This window comes from Brevundimonas sp. UBA7664 (assembly GCF_002483305.1).
GTDB lineage: Bacteria > Pseudomonadota > Alphaproteobacteria > Caulobacterales > Caulobacteraceae > Brevundimonas.
Map to the genome: position 1 here is coordinate 32,996 of NZ_DLHQ01000045.1, position 12,287 is coordinate 45,282.

Below are 12,287 nucleotides of genomic sequence, written 5' to 3' on the forward strand. Positions count from 1 at the left end.
TTCAAGGACCCGCCGTGACCGACCGCGCGCCTGCTGACGACCTGGCCGCCGCCTTCCAGATCGAGGGCTGGCCCGTGCGCGGCCGGATCGTGCGGCTGGGCCAGACCATCGACGCCATCCTCTCGGCCCACGCCTATCCCGAGCCGGTCGCCGCCCTGCTGGGCGAGGCCTGCGCCCTGGCGGCCCTGGTCGGCTCCAGCCTGAAGTTCGAGGGCCGGCTGATCGTCCAGGCCCAGGGCGACGGGCCGGTCCGCTACGTCGTCGCCGACTATGACACCAACGGCCATATGCGCGGCTACTGCCGCTTCGACGAGGACGAGGTCGCGGCGGCGTCGCAGGGCTTCGCGCGTCCGGGCGCGCGCTCGCTGCTGGGGCAAGGCGTGTTCGTCATGACCCTGGATCGCGGTCCGGATTTCGAACGGACCCAGGGCATCACCCCGATCGAGGGCGAGAGCCTGTCGCTGGCCGCCGAACACTATTTCCAGCAGTCCGAACAGATCCCGACGAAGGTCCGGCTGGCGGTCGGGTCGGTGGCGACCGACGCCGGCATGAGCTGGCGCGCCGGCGGGGCGCTGATCCAGCTGATCGCCGGCGACGATGCGCGCGGTTCGACCGAGGAGGTCTGGGACCGCTCGCGGGCCCTGTTCCAGACCCTGGCCGATGACGAACTGCTGGACCCGACCATCACGCCCGAGACCCTGCTGTTCCGCCTGTTCCACGAGGACGGGGTGCGGCTGGAGGACGCCCGGGCGCTGGTGGCGCAATGCCGCTGTTCGCGCGAGCGGATCGCCGGGGTGCTGACCTCGTTCGATCCGGCGGAGCGCGCGGACATGGTCGAGGCGGACGGGAAGATCCGGGTGACGTGCGAGTATTGCGCGACGGTCTATGAGCTGGCGCCGGAGGAGATCGCGGCGGGGTGAGGCTCGATCAGGGGGAGGCGCTCCTCCGGGCGTCCGACGCGAGACGACGGCGACAGGCGGGAGCGCGCTGGGCGGACGCCCGAAGTCACGAACTCGTGCATTGTCCCTCCGCTTGGCAGAACGTCCATAGGTAGAACATGGCGAGCCCGCCGATGTTTGCACGAGGTCGAGATGCTCAGGATTGCCGCACCGCTCACCGCCTTGATCGCCCTCGCCGGATGCGCGCCAGCGCCGGGGCCAACCGCCGGATCAGTTGAGAGCCGCAGGTGTTTCCCGAGCGGGGGAGCCTACAATATCTCGCGGGCTGGCTCCGTCCCTGTCTATCTGCGCGTCATGACGGGCCAGACGCTGGAAGTCTCCGCCGACGAAGGTTGTCTCCAGGCCGGAATAGGCGCCGGCAACGCATTGCGACCGCTCGGACCCGAGAACGCCAATTTCTGCGTCGGCGATGAGGTCACCTTTGACGTGGTGAGCCCATCGGTCATCGCCCGGACGTGTCGGGCCGAAATCATCCGGGTCGTGCCCGAGGATGAGGTCGCTGGACTTCCCAACCGCGTCCGGCCCTGAGCCTAAGGTCGGCTCACCCGCCCAGATCGAGCGAATAGCCGGCCGAACGCACCGTGCGGATCGGATTGACTGTGCCCTCGACGTTCAGCGCCTTGCGCAGGCGGCCGACGTGGACGTCGACGGTGCGGGCCTCGACATAGACGTCAGAGCCCCAGACGGCGTCGAGCAGCTGTTCGCGGCTGAACACCCGGCCCGGGTGCTGCATCAGATGGTCGAGCAGGCGGAATTCGGTGGGGCCGAGGTGGATCTCCTGACCCGAACGGCGGACGCGGTGGGCGACGCGGTCGATGACGATGTCGCCGTGATTGAGCCGGTCGTCGGCCAGGCCTGGCCGGATGCGGCGCAGCACGGCGCGGATGCGGGCGATCAGCTCGCTCATCGAGAAGGGCTTGGTCAGATAGTCGTCGGCGCCGGTGTCGAGGCCGCGGATGCGGTCGCTCTCCTCGCCGCGCGCGGTCAGCATGATGATCGGCAGGTTGCGGGTCTCGGATTTGCCCCGGATGCGCCGGCAGACCTCGATGCCCGACAGCTTGGGCAGCATCCAGTCCAGCAGGACCAGATCCGGCAGACGCTCCTCGATCTGCAGCATGCCCTCCTCGCCGTCGGAGGCGACCACGACGCGGTAGCCCTCCTTCTCGAGGTTGTAGGACAGGAGGGTCGCCAGGGCGTCCTCGTCTTCCATGACCAACACATAGGGCTGCACGGGCGTAGTCTCCGGTTCAGGCGGGCGACAGCGGTTCGGAAGCGGCGTCTTCAGCGGTGTCGGGGCTCCAGCGCGGGCGTTCGCCCGTGAACTCCTGGCCGGTGATCTCGTAATAGATGGTCTCGGCGATGTTGGTGGCGTGGTCGCCGATGCGCTCGAGGTTCTTGGCCATGAACAGCAGATGGGTGCCGGCGGTGATCGTGCGCGGATCGCCCATCATGTAGGTCAGCAGTTCGCGGAACAGGGCGTTGTAGTGCTCGTCCACCTCGTCGTCGGTGTTCCAGACCGCGACGGCGCGGTCGACCTCGGCGGCGGCATAGGCGTCGAGCACGTCACGCAGCCGCATCGAGACCAACTTGCCCATCCGCTCGATCGACCGGGTCAGGGGCTGCATCGGCTCGCCCTCGGCGAGGATCAGGCCGCGCTTGGCGATGTTCTTGGCCAGGTCGCCGGTGCGCTCCAGATCGACCGCCAGCTTCATCGAGGCGAGGGTGCGGCGCAGGTCCGAGGCGACCGGCTGGCGCAGCGCGATCAGGCGGATGGCCTTGCGCTCGATGTCGCGGTGCATGGCGTCCAGCCGGGCATCACGGTCGATCACGGCGCGCGCCAGGGCGACGTCGCGGCGGGCCACGGAATCGACGGCGTCGGCGACCTGGGCCTCGGCCAAGCCGCCCATGCGGGCGACCTCGGCCGTGAGCTGGTTGAGCTCGTCGCCATAGGCCTTGACGGTGTGCTGGGGCATGGGGCGGTCCTAGCCGAAACGGCCGGTGATGTAGTCGAGCGTGCGCCGCTCGCGCGGGTTGGTGAAGATGTCCTCGGTGTCGCCGGTCTCGACCAGCCGTCCCATGTGGAAGAAGGCGGTGCGCTGGCTGACCCGCGCGGCCTGGGCCATGGAGTGGGTGACGATGACGATGCAGTAGCGCTCGCGCAGCTCGTCGATCAGCTCCTCGATCTTGGCCGTGGCGATCGGGTCCAGGGCCGAGCAGGGCTCGTCCATCAGGATGACCTCGGGCTCGACCGCGATGGCGCGGGCGATGACCAGACGCTGCTGCTGGCCGCCGGACAGGCCGGTGCCGGGCGAATGCAGGCGGTCGGCGACCTCTTCCCACAGGCCGGCGCGCTTCAGCGAGGCCTCGACGACGTTGTCCAGCTCGGCTTTCGAGGCGGCCAGACCGTGGATGCGCGGACCGTAGGCCACGTTCTCGTAGATGGTCTTGGGGAAGGGATTCGGCTTCTGGAACACCATGCCGACGCGGGCGCGCAACAGGACGGGGTCGACCGACCTGGCGTTGATGTCCTCGCCGTCCATCTCGATGCGCCCGGTGACCTTGGCCCCCGGGATGGTGTCGTTCATGCGGTTCATGGTCCGCAGGAAGGTCGACTTGCCGCAGCCCGACGGACCGATCAGGGCGGTGACCGTCTTGTCCGGGATGTCCAGCGAGACGTCATAGAGCGCCTGTTTGCCGCTGTAGAAGACCGAGACGTCGCGGGCGGCGATCTTGGTCGGTCCCATCGGCACGGTGTTGTGCACCACGGGCGGGGCGGCGATCACCGGCGTGGCGGCGGGGGAGCCGCCGCCCTCGGTACCGTCGGCCGCGCGAAAGAGGTTGAATTTCATTCAGCTACCACCGGCGTTCAAAGCGCCGGCGCATGAAGATGGCGGCGGCGTTCATGACGATCATGAAGGCGAGGAGGACGAGGATGGCCGCGGCCGTCCGTTCGTGGAAGGCGCGCTCGGAGGCGTTCTCCCAGATATAGACCAGCGACGGCAGGGCCCCGGTCGGCGCGTCGAGGGCGCCCGGAATGCCGGGGATGAAGCTGACCATGCCGATCAGCAGCAGGGGGGCGGTCTCGCCGAGGGCGTGGGCCATGGAGATGATGGCGCCGGTCATCACCCCGGGCATGGCCAGCGGCAGGGTGTGCTGGAACACCGTCTGGGTCTTGGACGCGCCCATGGCCAGGGCGGCCTCGCGGATCGACGGCGGCACCGCCTTCAGGGACGAGCGCGTGGCGATGATGATGGTCGGCAGGGCCATCAGGGCCAGGACCAGACCGCCGACCAGCGGGCTGGCGCGCGGCAGGTGCATCCAGTTGATGAACAGGGCCAGGCCCAGCAGGCCGTAGATGATCGAGGGCACGGCGGCGAGGTTGTTGATATTGACCTCGATCAGGTCGGTGATCCGGCCGCGCGGTGCGAACTCCTCGAGGTACAGGGCTGCGCCGACACCCAGCGGAATGGCGATGAAGGCGGTGACCAGCAGCATCAGGGCCGAGCCCACGACCGCGCCCAGCACGCCGGCCAGTTCGGGCTCGGTGGAATCGCCGTTGGTGAACAGGGCGCTGTTGAAGTGGGCCGCGACCAGGCCCGAATCCTTCATCCGGTCGAGCCAGCCGATCTGTTCGTCCGTCAGCCGGCGCTGTTCGGCGGGGGTGTCGAGCGAGATTTCGCCCTTGAAGTACAGATCGGCTTCGTCGGACACGGAGGCGGCGATCGGCACGGTCTGGCCGATCAGGTTCGGATTCTTCTGGACGACCTCGGCCGCGGCGTACTTCAGGTCGGCGGAGAACAGGCCCCGCATGGCCGTGGCCCTCGAGCCCGCGGCGTCGTCCGCGACGCCCATGCGCGCGAGCTGCTGCTCGGCCACCAGCAGTTCGAAATTCGTCCCCTGCGGATAGGCGCGGTCCACGCGGGCCGGGTCCATGTAAACGGGCACGGTGATGGTGTGGGCGTAGAAGGCCGTATGGCCCTGTTCGATGATCCGCCCCAGCAACAGCAGCAGGAAGCCGACCGCCACGCCAATGGCCAGCAGGCCGTACAGCTTGAACCGGCCCTCGCGGGCATAGCGCCGCTTCAGGCCCGCGCGCAGGCGGTCGGCGCGCATCTCGGAGGTGACAGGCGTCTCAGTCATACTGCTGCCGGTAGGTCTGGACGATGCGTTGGGCGATGATGTTGAGCACCAGGGTGACGAGGAACAGGGTCAGCCCCAGGCCAAAGGCGGACAGGGTCTTGGTGCTGTTGAACTCCTGGTCGCCGGTCAGCAGGGTGACGATCTGCACGGTGACGGTGGTCACCGTATCCAGCGGGTTCAGGGTCAGGCGGGCGGCGAGGCCGGCGGCCATGGTCACGATCATGGTCTCGCCGATGGCCCGCGACATGGCCAGCAGCATGGCGCCGGCGACGCCGGGCAGGGCGGCGGGCAGCAGCACGCGTTTGACCGTCTCCGACTTCGTCGCCCCCATGGCGTAGGAGCCGTCGCGCAGCGACTGGGGCACGGCGTTGATGATGTCGTCGGACAGGGAACTGACGAAGGGGATCAGCATGATGCCCATGACCGCCCCGGCCACCAGGGCCATCTGGTTCTGCACCACCATCAGATACTGGCCGACCCCGTCCAGCGGTCCCCCGACCATCAGGGCGCCGAGGCCGTTGAAGAACTCGCGGAAGGCCGGGCCGACGGTCAGGGCGGCGAAGAAGCCGTAGACCACGGTGGGCACTCCGGCGAGGATCTCCAGCACCGGCTTGACCGTCGCGCGGAACACCGGGCCGGCGTACTCCGACAGATAGATGGCCGAGAACAGGCCGACCGGCGCGGCCACGGTCATGGCGATGAGCATGATCAGGAAGGTGCCGGCGAACAGCGGCAGGGCCCCGAAGGCGCCGGTCGATCCGACCTGGTCGGCGCGGATGGCGGTCTGGGGGCTCCACTGGGTCCCGAACAGGAATTCCGTGATCGGCACGCTGGAGAAGAAGCGGATCGAATCATAGACCAGCGAGGCGATGATCCCGACCGTGGTCAGGATGGCGACGGCCGAACAGGCGAACAGCAGGCCGACGATCCAGCCCTCGACCCGGTTGCGGGCCCGCATGCCGGGGCGGATCTGGCTGAAGACGAACAGGGCCCCGAGCAGGGCCGCCAGCGCGGCGCCGACGATGCCGCCGAGGCCCAGCATCCGGTCGATGCGCGCCGCGCGCTGACCCTCGACAGGCAGCAGTTCGGCATAGGGGGCGGGCCAGACCTGCACCGCCGGCCGGCCGGCGCCCACGGCGCGGGCGTCGGCGAAGAAGGCCTCGCGCCGGAACGGCTCAAGCTGCTGGACGGCCTCGGGCGCGCCGGAGGCGGTCAGCTGACGTTCGATATTGGGCGCCACGACCGAGGCCGCCATCAGCACGATCAGGGCCGGCACCGCCGTCCAGATCAGGGCGTAGGCGCCGTGCTGGCCGGGACGGGAGTGGGGGCGTTGTCCGGGCGGCAGCGCGCGGGCGCGTCGACTCGCCAGCGCCCGGCCGCCGACATGGGCGGCGACGGCTGCGGCGATCAGGATCGGCAGGAAAAGCCAGGTCATGGACGTCCGGGAGAGCAGAATCAGGCCGTCCGGTCGCCCGGCTCGCCCCTTGGCGATAACTGCCCCGGAATGGTCAGCGGATTACGACGGCGACGTGACAGTTCTGTTACGCCGTTCGCCCCCGCGCGCGTCGGCTGTCACGGCAGCGTCATGGCGTCCGGCGGGCGGCGACGGGAAAATAGGCCGTGAAGGTCGCGCCATGGCCCGGGGCGCTCTCGACGGTCAGACCCCCGCGGTGCCGGTTGACGATGTGTTTGACGATGGCCAGCCCCAGGCCGGTGCCCTGCCGCTCGCCGCTCTTCTGGCCTTCGACGCGATAGAACCGCTCGGTCAGCCGCGGCAGATGCTCACGCGCCAGTCCCGGACCGTGGTCGCGCACGGTGACGGCGGCGTAGCGCTGGCCGGCCTCGCGATCGGGGGTGACCAGCGGCAGCCGGGTCGCGCCGTCGCCGCGATTGCCGCCCGACCAGGGCGCCGAGGCCTCGTCGAGGGCCATGTCGGGGCGGATGACGATCTCGACCGTGCCGCCGGCCGGGGAATATTTGATCGCGTTGTCGACCAGGTTCTGGACCACCTGCAGGATCTCGTCGCGGTCGCCGTGAACCGGGGCGGCGAGCTCGCGGTCTTCCAGCCGGACGGCGACGTCGCGATCGGCCGACAGCACGCTGACGGCGTCGACCACATCGGCGGCGGCGCGGGCCAGGTCGACGTGGCCGGAGGGCGGAATATGCTCGTTCAGCTCGATCCGGCTGAGCGACAGCAGGTCGGCGACCAGCCGGCTCATCCGGTCGGCCTGGGCGGCCATGATGTCGAGGAATTTGTCCCGCGCCTTGGGATCGTCGCGGGCATGGCCCTTCAGCGTCTCGATGAAGCCGGACAGGGAGGCCAGCGGCGTCTTCAACTCGTGGCTGGCGTTGGCGAGGAAGTCGACGCGCATCAGCTCCATCCGCCGCACATCGGTCTCGTCGCGCAGCACGACCAGGGCCAGCGGATCCGCCCCGGCGGAGGGGAGGGGCCGGGTCACGGCCCGCCAGTGCCGGGTCTGGGCCCCGACGCCGGCATAGTCGGTGGTCCGGGTCAGGCCGCCGAACAGGGCCTCGTCCACCGCCTCCAGCACGGCCGGGTCGCGCAGCACCGGGACCAGCAGCCCGCCCTCGCGCTGGATGCGCAGCAGGTCTCGGGCGGCGGCGTTGGCCAGGACGATGCGGCGTCCGGCGATGTCGTCGGCCTCGCCGCCCGACACCGCCAGCACCGGATCGGCGAGGGCCTCGAACACGCTCTCCAGCAGGGCGGCGTCCGGCCCGGCGCCGGGCGCCTCGAGCGTGGGCGCCGGGCCGGCGGTCGCCGACGGCGTCCGGTTCAGCGCCCAGGTCGTCAGCCCGACCACCACGGCCGCTCCCGCCAGCCAGACGGCGTTCTCCGGGTTGAGCGCCGCCGCGCCGACCAGGGCGACGATCGCGACGCCCGCGCCGGCGCCCGCCGTCCAAACACGCGAGCCGGTCCGCGGAGCCACGGGAGAGGATGAGACTTCGTAAGACATGCAGATTTTCGTCCGGGTGCGGAGACTCGCCGTCTGGGACCATGACACGGATTCCGTGACAAGCCGGCGCCGGGAGCCCACGCACCGGTTGTCAAACGTCCTTTACACACCTATTCTCGGCCGAACAGATGCGGATGGGGCGAGAGATCATGGCGGCGGCGTTGACGCTCGAAGGCGTGAGCAAACGGTACGGCGACTTCCAGGCCGTGCGCGATCTGAGCTTCCAGGTCGAGAAGGGGACCATCTGCGGCTTCCTCGGCCCGAACGGCGCCGGCAAGACCTCGACCATCCGCATGATCCTGGGCCTGCAGGGCGTCAGCTCGGGCCGGATCGGCATTCTCGGCGCCGACGACGGCCGCAAGGTGCGCGACCGGATCGGCTTCCTCCCGGAAGAGCGCGGCCTCTACAAGAAGATGACCCCGGTCGACGCCATCGCCTTCTTCGGCGCCCTGAAGGGCCTGCCGACGGGGGAGGGACGTCGTCGCGCGCGCGAGATGCTGGACGCCCAGGGACTCGGCGCGTCGAAAAAGAAGAAGATGAAGGAGCTGTCCAAGGGGATGGCCCAGAAGGTCCAGCTGATCGCCTCGGTGGTGCACCGGCCGGAGTTCGTGATCCTCGACGAGCCGTTCTCGGGCCTCGACCCGGTCAACCAGCAGGGGCTGGAGGCGGTGATCCGCCAGCTGGCCGCCGACGGGGCGACGGTGCTGTTCTCGACCCATGTGATGCAGCACGCCGAGCGGCTGTGCGACAAGGTGGTGTTGCTGGCGCGCGGCCAGAAGGCCTTCGAGGGAACGGTGACCGAGGCGCGCGCGACCTCGAAGCGGTTCCTCGAGCTGGAGGGCGCCATCGCCCCGGAGCAGGCCGCGGGCCTGCCGGGCGTCAGCGGCGTCGAGGTGGTGTCAGACCATGACGGCGTGCGGGTGCTCAAGGCGGCCCTGGCGGCCGGCGGCCGGGGCCAGGAGGCGCTCAAGGCGGCCTTCCTCGGCGGGCTGGACGTGCGGCGGTTCGAGCTGCGCGAGCCGACCCTGCACGACGCCTTCATCAGCCTGACCGGCGACAATCCCGACATCGACCAGTCGGTGAAGGCCGGCGCGGAGGCCGCCCGATGAAACGCATTCTGCTGATCGCGCGGCGCGAATACGCCGCCTACGCCAGGACGGTGGGCTTCTGGCTGTCGCTGCTGGCCTTCCCGATCTTCGGGGTGCTGGGCGGGGCCATCCCCATCCTGATGTCGTCGAGCCAGCCGGTCAGTGAGTTGGTGGTTTTCGAGGATTCGCCCCAGGCCGCCGGCCTGGCCGCCGCCGTGCAAAACTCGCTCCGTGACGAGCAGGCGCGGCGGGCGGCTCTGCGTCAGGAGGCCGAGACGAAGATCCAGGCCGCGGCCGGCGGAACGACCGGCGGCAACATGGCGAAGGGCGCGCTCAGTGGGCTTGAGGGTCCGCGGATGACCTTCGTGGCGCCGCCCGCCGACCTGGCGGCGGCCGCGCCGGGCGAGGCCCGCGAGGCCGTCGCGCGCCGCTATCTGGGCGACGAGGTCGCCGAGGACCAACGGCTGGACGCCGTGGTGCTGCTGAACCGGGAGGAGGGCCTGCCGACGGCGCGTGTGTGGTCCCGCAAGGCCACCGACACGGCCGTCGAGCGTTTCGTCAGCGACGCGCTCAAGGACGAGAACCGACGCGCGGTGTTCGAACGGGCCGGCATCGATCCGGCTGTGGTCTCGGCCACGGCGGCCTTCGAACCCGACGTCACCACCCTGTCGCCGAGGTCGGCCAGCGGGGGCGAGGTCTCCTTCCGCGACAAGCTGCCGGGCATCATCGGCCTGGCCTCGGGCTTCATCCTCTGGTCGCTGATCATCACCGGCGCCTCGATCCTGCTGAACAGCGTGATGGAGGAGAAGTCGAACAAGATCCTCGAGGTGCTCCTGTCCTCCGCCTCCGCCACGGAGATCCTGACCGGAAAGGTGCTCGGGGTGGCCTTCCTGACCTTGACCGTGCTGCTGGTCTGGGGCGGCATCGGCGCGTTCGGCCTGATCGCCGGCCTGCCGCAGTATGCGCCGATGGTCGGCGAGGTGCTGCTGGAGGGGGGCATGCTCGGCTATTTCATCGCCTACGCCGTCGGCGGCTATCTGATGTACGCCGTCCTGTTCGCGGCCATCGGGGCCTTCTGCGAGACGCCGCGCGACGCCCAGACCCTGATGGGGCCGATCATGATGATCCTGGTCGTTCCCCTGATCGTCATGCAGATGGCCTTGCGGACCCCCGACGCGCCCGTGGTGCAGATCCTGTCGTGGGTGCCGTTCTTCACGCCGTTCCTCATGAGCGCCCGCGCGCCGTCCGAACCGCCGATGTTCGAGGTCGTCGGCACCATGGCGGGCATGTTCGCCTTCGCCCTGTTCATGGTGTGGGTGGCCGGCCGGGCGTTCCGGGCGGGGGCGCTGTCGGATGTGAAGCTGAGCTGGAAGAGCTTCGCCGGGGCGATCCGGGGCGGGGGGAAGTAGAGATGCCTCGGTATCCAGTCGGGGTTGCTATCGGCTTAGCCTGTTTGGCTTTTGCCAGCGTCGCATTCGCTCAGGATGAATGCAGGATCACAACCAAGTATGTGTGGCAGGACGACATCCCACCCCAGCCTGTCCATCAGGTTGAGTTCGTCTTTAGCGGCGTCGACAATGAGTTGGTCGTGCTGACCGTTGACGAAAGGCCTGTCTTTGAGGCCCGATTGACGACCGAAAATTGGACAAATGAGTTCTCAGGGGAATTCGGATGTCTGATGTCGGGGCGGTATTGGGTCAACGTGAAGATCGGAGAAGCTGAGGGAAACCTGTGGTTTGACGTCTCTCAAGAGACGACGATTTATCTAAGCAAACGTCGAGGCGTCATGTCCTTCAACATCTGGGGGCCTGACGCGCCTGGGCTCGACTGAGGTCCCGAGCAGTAAAAGGGCCGCTCCGGTTTACCGGGGCGGCCCTTTGATCGTTTCGTTCGGCTGTCGAGCGGGGTTTAGCCGCGGCTCGGACCGCCCACGCCCGGAACCCGGGGCTTCGGCGGCGGCAGCAGGCCTTCGCGCTGCATGCGCTTGCGGGCCAGCTTGCGGGCGCGGCGCACGGCCTCGGCCTTCTGGCGGGCGCGCTTCTCCGAGGGCTTCTCGTAGTGCACGTGACGCTTCATCTCGCGGAAGCTGCCTTCGCGCTGCATTTTCTTCTTGAGGGCCTTGAGCGCTTGATCGACGTTATTATCGCGAACGAAAATCTGTACCAGGTTGAACTCTCCTTTGGCCGCCCGCCGCGCACCTCGAAAGGGAGACGGGCAGACAAATAAAATCTCGGTCCACAGACAGGGTCCGCGGATGAAGGCGGGCTGATACACGTTCGCCCCCCTCGTGTCCAGATCGTCGCGCTTCTATCTGAAGCCTCGAAACGCCCGCCGGACGGGGATATGCTGCCGCCATGACCGATGCGCCACACCTGCCGAACGACGCGCCCGAGGGGGAGGCTCTCAAAGCCGATTGGGCCGACCGCATGGAGCAGACCGTGCTGGACGCCGCCCTGGGCCTCGCGCCCCGGCTGGGCTGGAACAGCCGGATGGTGCGGGCCGCCTGCGAGGCCTGCGGCCTGTCGCGCGGCGACGAGGAGCTGCTGCTGCCCAACGGCGCGCGCGATCTGGCGGCCCTGCTGTCGCGGCGGCACGACGACCGGGCCCTGGCCGAACTGGCCAGGGTCGACGCGAAATCCCTGAAGATGCGCGAGCGAATCGCGGCGGCCGTGTCGGCCCGAATGGAGGCGGGCGCCGCCGATCTGGAAGCCACCCGCCGCTGCGCCGCCTTCCTGGCCCTGCCGACCAACGCCGACATCGGGCTGAAGCTGGCGTGGGAGAGCGCCGACCACCTGTGGAACTGGGCCGGCGACACGGCCACCGACTGGAACCACTATTCCAAGCGCGCCATCCTGTCGGGCATCCTGATCCCGGCCCTGACCATGCGCTGGTTCGACGGGCGCGAGGCCGCCGAGGCCTTCGTCGCCGCGCGGATCGAGAACGTCATGGCCTTCGAGAAGTGGAAGGCGGGCAAGGATTTCGACGCCCCGCTGAAGACGGTGACGGATGTGCTGAGCCGGATGCGGTACGGGGCGAAGGCTCCCCAATAGCTCCGCTCATCCCGGCGAAAGCCGGGACCCAGTCCTTTGGGTGATCTGCTGGCGGCCAGTTTCGCTACCGCAAGT

Annotated in this window: 13 protein-coding genes; 6 read left to right on the forward strand and 7 right to left on the reverse strand. The window is 69.1% G+C overall.

Going from position 1 to position 12,287, the window contains the following annotated elements:
• Positions 1-14: 14 nt before the first annotated feature.
• A complete protein-coding gene (locus B2742_RS10195; protein ID WP_414633058.1) occupies positions 15-920 on the forward strand; it encodes an Hsp33 family molecular chaperone in 906 nt (301 codons plus the stop codon).
• Between the two features lie 171 nt (positions 921-1,091).
• A complete protein-coding gene (locus B2742_RS10200) occupies positions 1,092-1,487 on the forward strand; it encodes a hypothetical protein (RefSeq protein ID WP_292065759.1) in 396 nt (131 codons plus the stop codon).
• A 13-nt stretch (positions 1,488-1,500) separates the two neighbouring features.
• Here B2742_RS10200 and phoB read toward each other — a convergent pair whose 3' ends face one another.
• The 6 genes from phoB to B2742_RS10230 form a co-directional block, all read right to left on the reverse strand.
• Positions 1,501-2,190, reverse strand: a complete 690-nt coding sequence (gene phoB, locus B2742_RS10205) for a phosphate regulon transcriptional regulator PhoB (protein WP_292065763.1) — start codon at positions 2,188-2,190, stop codon at positions 1,501-1,503.
• Between the two features lie 16 nt (positions 2,191-2,206).
• Positions 2,207-2,932, reverse strand: coding sequence for a phosphate signaling complex protein PhoU (gene phoU / locus B2742_RS10210; protein ID WP_292065767.1), 726 nt, complete (start codon positions 2,930-2,932; stop codon positions 2,207-2,209).
• Between the two features lie 9 nt (positions 2,933-2,941).
• Positions 2,942-3,808: a phosphate ABC transporter ATP-binding protein PstB gene (pstB, locus tag B2742_RS10215; RefSeq protein ID WP_292065770.1), complete on the reverse strand. Its 867-nt coding sequence runs from the start codon at positions 3,806-3,808 to the stop codon at positions 2,942-2,944.
• A gap of 4 nt (positions 3,809-3,812) precedes the next feature.
• Positions 3,813-5,099, reverse strand: coding sequence for a phosphate ABC transporter permease PstA (pstA, locus tag B2742_RS10220; RefSeq protein ID WP_292065773.1), 1,287 nt, complete (start codon positions 5,097-5,099; stop codon positions 3,813-3,815).
• Complete coding sequence (gene pstC / locus B2742_RS10225; protein ID WP_292065777.1) at positions 5,092-6,534, reverse strand: phosphate ABC transporter permease subunit PstC; 1,443 nt, start codon at positions 6,532-6,534, stop codon at positions 5,092-5,094. The genes pstA and pstC overlap by 8 nt, the downstream gene beginning before the upstream one ends.
• 148 nt (positions 6,535-6,682) lie before the next feature.
• Positions 6,683-8,074, reverse strand: coding sequence for a sensor histidine kinase (locus B2742_RS10230; RefSeq protein WP_292065780.1), 1,392 nt, complete (start codon positions 8,072-8,074; stop codon positions 6,683-6,685).
• A gap of 149 nt (positions 8,075-8,223) precedes the next feature.
• Between B2742_RS10230 and B2742_RS10235 the strand changes: the two genes are divergently transcribed.
• The 3 genes from B2742_RS10235 to B2742_RS10245 all read left to right on the forward strand — a co-directional run bounded on the left by B2742_RS10235 (position 8,224) and on the right by B2742_RS10245 (position 10,993).
• A complete protein-coding gene (locus B2742_RS10235; RefSeq protein ID WP_292066187.1) occupies positions 8,224-9,183 on the forward strand; it encodes an ABC transporter ATP-binding protein in 960 nt (319 codons plus the stop codon).
• Positions 9,180-10,571 (forward strand): ABC transporter permease, encoded by a 1,392-nt coding sequence (locus B2742_RS10240; RefSeq protein WP_292065783.1) that lies wholly within the window; start codon positions 9,180-9,182, stop codon positions 10,569-10,571. The genes B2742_RS10235 and B2742_RS10240 overlap by 4 nt, the downstream gene beginning before the upstream one ends.
• A gap of 101 nt (positions 10,572-10,672) precedes the next feature.
• Entirely contained in the window at positions 10,673-10,993 is a 321-nt protein-coding gene (locus B2742_RS10245) for a hypothetical protein (RefSeq protein WP_292065786.1), read from the forward strand.
• A gap of 77 nt (positions 10,994-11,070) precedes the next feature.
• Here B2742_RS10245 and rpsU read toward each other — a convergent pair whose 3' ends face one another.
• Entirely contained in the window at positions 11,071-11,328 is a 258-nt protein-coding gene (rpsU, locus tag B2742_RS10250; protein ID WP_056621430.1) for a 30S ribosomal protein S21, read from the reverse strand.
• 188 nt (positions 11,329-11,516) lie between these two features.
• Here rpsU and B2742_RS10255 point away from each other — a divergent pair, with 188 nt between their 5' ends.
• The gene (locus tag B2742_RS10255; RefSeq protein ID WP_292065789.1) at positions 11,517-12,212 is read left to right on the forward strand and encodes a COQ9 family protein; all 696 of its coding nucleotides are present in this window, start codon (positions 11,517-11,519) and stop codon (positions 12,210-12,212) included.
• The last annotated feature ends 75 nt before the right edge of the window (positions 12,213-12,287 follow it).

Coding starts and splice junctions, on each gene's coding strand:
- B2742_RS10200 (WP_292065759.1), top strand. CDS start 1,092: ATGCTCAGGATTGCCGCACCGCTCACCGCCTTGATCGCCCTCGCCGGA.
- B2742_RS10230 (WP_292065780.1), bottom strand. CDS start 8,074: ATGTCTTACGAAGTCTCATCCTCTCCCGTGGCTCCGCGGACCGGCTCG.
- phoU (WP_292065767.1), bottom strand. CDS start 2,932: ATGCCCCAGCACACCGTCAAGGCCTATGGCGACGAGCTCAACCAGCTC.
- B2742_RS10240 (WP_292065783.1), top strand. CDS start 9,180: ATGAAACGCATTCTGCTGATCGCGCGGCGCGAATACGCCGCCTACGCC.
- pstA (WP_292065773.1), bottom strand. CDS start 5,099: ATGACTGAGACGCCTGTCACCTCCGAGATGCGCGCCGACCGCCTGCGC.
- B2742_RS10235 (WP_292066187.1), top strand. CDS start 8,224: ATGGCGGCGGCGTTGACGCTCGAAGGCGTGAGCAAACGGTACGGCGAC.
- pstC (WP_292065777.1), bottom strand. CDS start 6,534: ATGACCTGGCTTTTCCTGCCGATCCTGATCGCCGCAGCCGTCGCCGCC.
- pstB (WP_292065770.1), bottom strand. CDS start 3,808: ATGAAATTCAACCTCTTTCGCGCGGCCGACGGTACCGAGGGCGGCGGC.
- B2742_RS10255 (WP_292065789.1), top strand. CDS start 11,517: ATGACCGATGCGCCACACCTGCCGAACGACGCGCCCGAGGGGGAGGCT.